At 66.6% G+C, this 3,757-nt stretch carries 4 protein-coding genes; 3 read left to right on the top strand and 1 reads right to left on the bottom strand.

Translation table 11 applies throughout. The features are described from left to right. Nucleotides 1-114 precede the first annotated feature (114 nt). Nucleotides 115-762: an ATP-binding cassette domain-containing protein gene (locus DBR20_RS01930; RefSeq protein WP_033832045.1), complete on the bottom strand. Its 648-nt coding sequence runs from the start codon at nucleotides 760-762 to the stop codon at nucleotides 115-117. A gap of 75 nt (nucleotides 763-837) precedes the next feature. On the opposite strand from DBR20_RS01930, the gene DBR20_RS01925 reads away from it, so the two are divergent. The 3 genes from DBR20_RS01925 to DBR20_RS23705 all read left to right on the top strand — a co-directional run. Next, nucleotides 838-1,485, top strand: a complete 648-nt coding sequence (locus DBR20_RS01925; protein ID WP_108264997.1) for an arylesterase — start codon at nucleotides 838-840, stop codon at nucleotides 1,483-1,485. Between the two features lie 90 nt (nucleotides 1,486-1,575). Continuing rightward, nucleotides 1,576-2,289 carry a response regulator transcription factor gene (locus DBR20_RS01920; protein ID WP_002811889.1) on the top strand — a complete coding sequence of 238 codons (714 nt, stop codon included), beginning with the start codon at nucleotides 1,576-1,578 and terminating at the stop codon, nucleotides 2,287-2,289. A 150-nt stretch (nucleotides 2,290-2,439) separates the two neighbouring features. Then, nucleotides 2,440-3,757: HAMP domain-containing sensor histidine kinase (locus DBR20_RS23705; RefSeq protein ID WP_308812587.1), on the top strand; the 1,318-nt coding region annotated here is incomplete at its 3' end.

Here is a 3,757-nt window from a genome sequence, read left to right as displayed (position 1 = left end):
GCGTACCCACCGCCGTCATCACCGCCACGCCCAGTACCAGGGCGGCGAAGACGGTCAGCAGGTCACCGGCCAGGGCTTCGCGGCGCAGCGCGCGCCACGCATGCCGCAGCAGGTTCATGCGTCCACTCCATGTTCCACCGGCTGCAGGCGGCCGTTGTCGATGCGATGGATGTACTGGCAGCGCTGCGCCAGGCGCAGGTCGTGGGTGACCAGCACCAGGGTGGTACCGCTGCCGGCATTGAGTTCGAACAGCAGATCGCTGATGTGCTGGCCGGTGGCTTGGTCCAGCGAGCCGGTGGGCTCGTCAGCGAACAGGATGCGCGGGCGGCTGACGAAGGCGCGGGCGAGGGCGACCCGCTGCTGCTCGCCGCCGGACAACTGCCGCGGATAGTGGCGCGCGCGGTGCGAAAGCCCGACCGCAGCCAGAACCTCATCCACCCGCGTGCGGTCCTCGCGCCCGGCCAGTTCCAGCGGCAGCGCGATGTTCTCGGCCGCCGTCAGTGCCGGCAGCAGGTGGAAGCTCTGGAACACGAAGCCGACGTCGCGCGCGCGCAGCTGTGCCCGCGCCTCTTCATCCAATGCCGTCAGATCCTGGCCAGCCAATGTGATGCGACCACGGCTGGGCAGGTCCAGCCCGGCCAGCAGGCCGAGCAGGGTGGTCTTGCCAGAACCGGAGGCGCCGACGATGGCCACGCTGGTGCCTTCATGGACGGTCAGGGTGATGTTGTCCAGTATGTGGACTTCACCCTCCGGGCCATGCACGGATTTGCCGACCTGGTCGACGGCGATGGCGACGGGCGCGCTGCGGGGGGACAGGCTGTCGATGAGGAGACTCCAATGCACAAGACGGGATGGAGCCGGCAAGCCGGCGCAATGATGGTGCTGTTGCTAGGGTTGCTGCTGTTGCCGGCACTGGCGTGGGCCAAAGGTCCGGCCACCGGTACCGTGCTGGTGCTCGGTGACAGCCTCAGTGCCGCCCACAATATCCCGGCCGATGCAGGCTGGGTCAGCCTGCTGCAGCAGCGGGTCAGGCAGCAGTCGAAAACCCCGCCGCGCATCGTCAACGCCAGCATGAGCGGGGAAACCACCGCCGGCGCGCTGACCCGCCTGCCGGGCCTGCTCGGGCGGGAAAAGCCCACGGTGGTGGTGATCGCCCTCGGCGGCAACGATGCGCTGCGCGGCCTGACCCCGGCGCAGGTGCAGGGCAACCTGGAAAAGATGGTGCAGGCCAGCCAGAAGGCCGGTGCCAAGGTGCTGCTGCTGGGCATCGACGTGCCGCCCAACTATGGGCCGGGCTACCGCCAGCGCCTGGCGGCGGCGTACCGGACACTGGCCACGCAGTACAAGGTGCCGCTGCTGCCGTTCCTGCTGGAAGGCGTGGCCCTGCAGCCGGGATTGATGCAGGCCGATGGCCTGCATCCCACCGCGCAGGCGCAGCCGAAAGTGCTGGACAACGTATGGCCGCTGCTGAAACCGCTGCTGTGAGCACGCCATCTTCTTTTCATTGACGCAACTTCACATCGCGTGCACCGTCGATCGGGCATGTTTCACAAAGCTGAAGAAAGAGGGATTCTCATGCGTCAGACGAAGGAGACTTCCGGCTTGGTGCTGGTGGTCGAAGACAACCGCAATATCTCCGAGATGATCGGTGAATACCTGGAAGGCCGTGGCTTCGAGGTGGACTATGCGCAGGATGGCCTGGACGGCTACCGTCTGGCTGCCGAGAACAGCTACGACGTGGTCGTGCTGGATCTGATGCTGCCGCGGCTGGATGGCATCGAAGTGTGCCGCCGGCTGCGCAACGATGCGCGCAAGTCGACCCCGGTGCTGATGCTGACCGCGCGCGACACGCTGGATGACAAGCTCACCGGCCTCGGTTTTGGTGCCGATGATTACCTGACCAAGCCGTTCGCGATCCAGGAACTGGAAGCCCGCCTGCGCGCGCTGATCCGCCGCGAACGTCGCCAGGTCGGTTCGGAAGTGCTCAAGGTCGCCGACCTGGTGCTCGATCCGGTCAGCATGCGTGCCACGCGTGCCGGAACCGAGCTGCAGCTATCGCCGATCGGCCTGCGCCTGCTGACCATCCTGATGCGCGAATCGCCGCGTGTGGTCACCCGCCAGGAAATCGAGCGCGAAATCTGGGGCAACGGCCTGCCTGATTCGGACACGTTGCGCAGCCACCTGTACAACCTGCGCAAGATCATCGACAAGCCGTTCGACCGGCCGCTGCTGCACACCGTGCAGAGCGCGGGCTATCGCATCGCCGATATCGCCCAGCCGATGGCCTGATCGACGTCGTGCCGGTGTTGCAGCAGAACCGGCACGGCCGTGGTCGGCAGGGAAGGGGTGAACGTTCCGGATGCCCGGTCGTCATCGTCCATGCACGATCACGGTACAGCGCGCTGCCTATAATCGCAGCGCTCTGACCGGGACACCGCAATGCCGCACGGCCTGCCGCGCAAGATCCGTATCGCCTTCATCCTGCAAGCCGTGCTGGCCAGCCTGGGCATCCTGCTGGGTGCCTGGCTGGTTTCGCTGGTGATCAAGCACAGCCTGGTCGGTGCAGCCCTGCGCGAAGAAGCGGCGTACTACTGGACGCTGCATGAGGCCTCGCCCGTGCAACCGCCACCCAATACCCAGAACATCCGTGGCTACCTGCTGGAGCGCGGGCAATCGAGCCTGTCGCTGCCCGCCAACCTGCGCACGTTGGAACCGGGTTTCCACGAACTGCCTGACGACGATCAGCTGGTGCTGGTCGACGCCCGCGAACAGGGCCGCCTGTACCTGGTGTTCCTGCGCTCGCGCGCGGAGATGCTGGCGTTCTGGTTCGGCATCGTGCCGGTGCTGCTGACCCTGCTGGCGGTGTATGGCGCCTCCTGGATCACCTACCGCGCGTCCAAACGCCTGGTGTCACCGGTGAACTGGTTGGCGCGGCGCGTCTCGCGCTGGGATCCGGGTCATCCGGAAGCGGCCGATCTGGAGCCGAACAAGCTGCCCGCGGACATGCAGGGCGAGACCCGGCAACTGGCAGCGGCGCTGCATTCGCTGGCCAACCGTGTCACTGCGCACGTGGCACGCGAGCGCAACTTCACCCGTGATGCCAGCCATGAACTGCGCACGCCGCTGACCGTCATCCGGGTGGCCAGCGACATGGCGCTGGGCGATGAAAGCCTGGAGCCGCGCCTGCGCCGCAGCCTGCAGCGCATCCAGCGTGCCGGGCGGGACATGGAAGCGGTGATCGATGCGTTCCTGATCCTGGCCCGCGAGGCCGACGTCGAGCCGCAGGTGGAACTGTTCGACGTCAACGACATCGTCCGCTACGAAGTGGACAACGCCAATGAGCTGCTGGTGGGCCGGCCGCTGGCGGTGCACCTGCACAGTGACGCGGCCGTGCAGCTGCACGCACCGCCGCGGGTGCTGCAGGTGGTGGTCAGCAACCTGGTGCGCAATGCCTGCAGTTACACCGACGAAGGTCGCATCGACGTGCATGTGCACAACGACCGGGTGGTGGTAAGCGATACCGGCATCGGCATGTCCGCAGACGCGCTGTCGCGTGCGTTCGAGCCGTTCTATCGTGCCGATCCCAGCCGTCCGCAGGGTACGGGTCTGGGTCTGTCGATCGTGCGTCGCCTGTGTGACCGCTTTGGCTGGAAGGTCAGCTTGACCAGCGAGCTGGGCAAGCTGACCTTCCAGCCAAAGCGGTCACACAGGCGACGCACGATCGACAGACCCAGACCCGTACCCTGCGGACGGCTGG

It is taken from the genome of Stenotrophomonas sp. HMWF023, assembly GCF_003060985.1.
GTDB classification, from domain to species: Bacteria; Pseudomonadota; Gammaproteobacteria; order Xanthomonadales; family Xanthomonadaceae; genus Stenotrophomonas; species Stenotrophomonas lactitubi.
The sequence above is the reverse complement of the archived record's forward strand: the minus strand, read 5'-3'. Positions and strand labels throughout refer to the sequence as shown.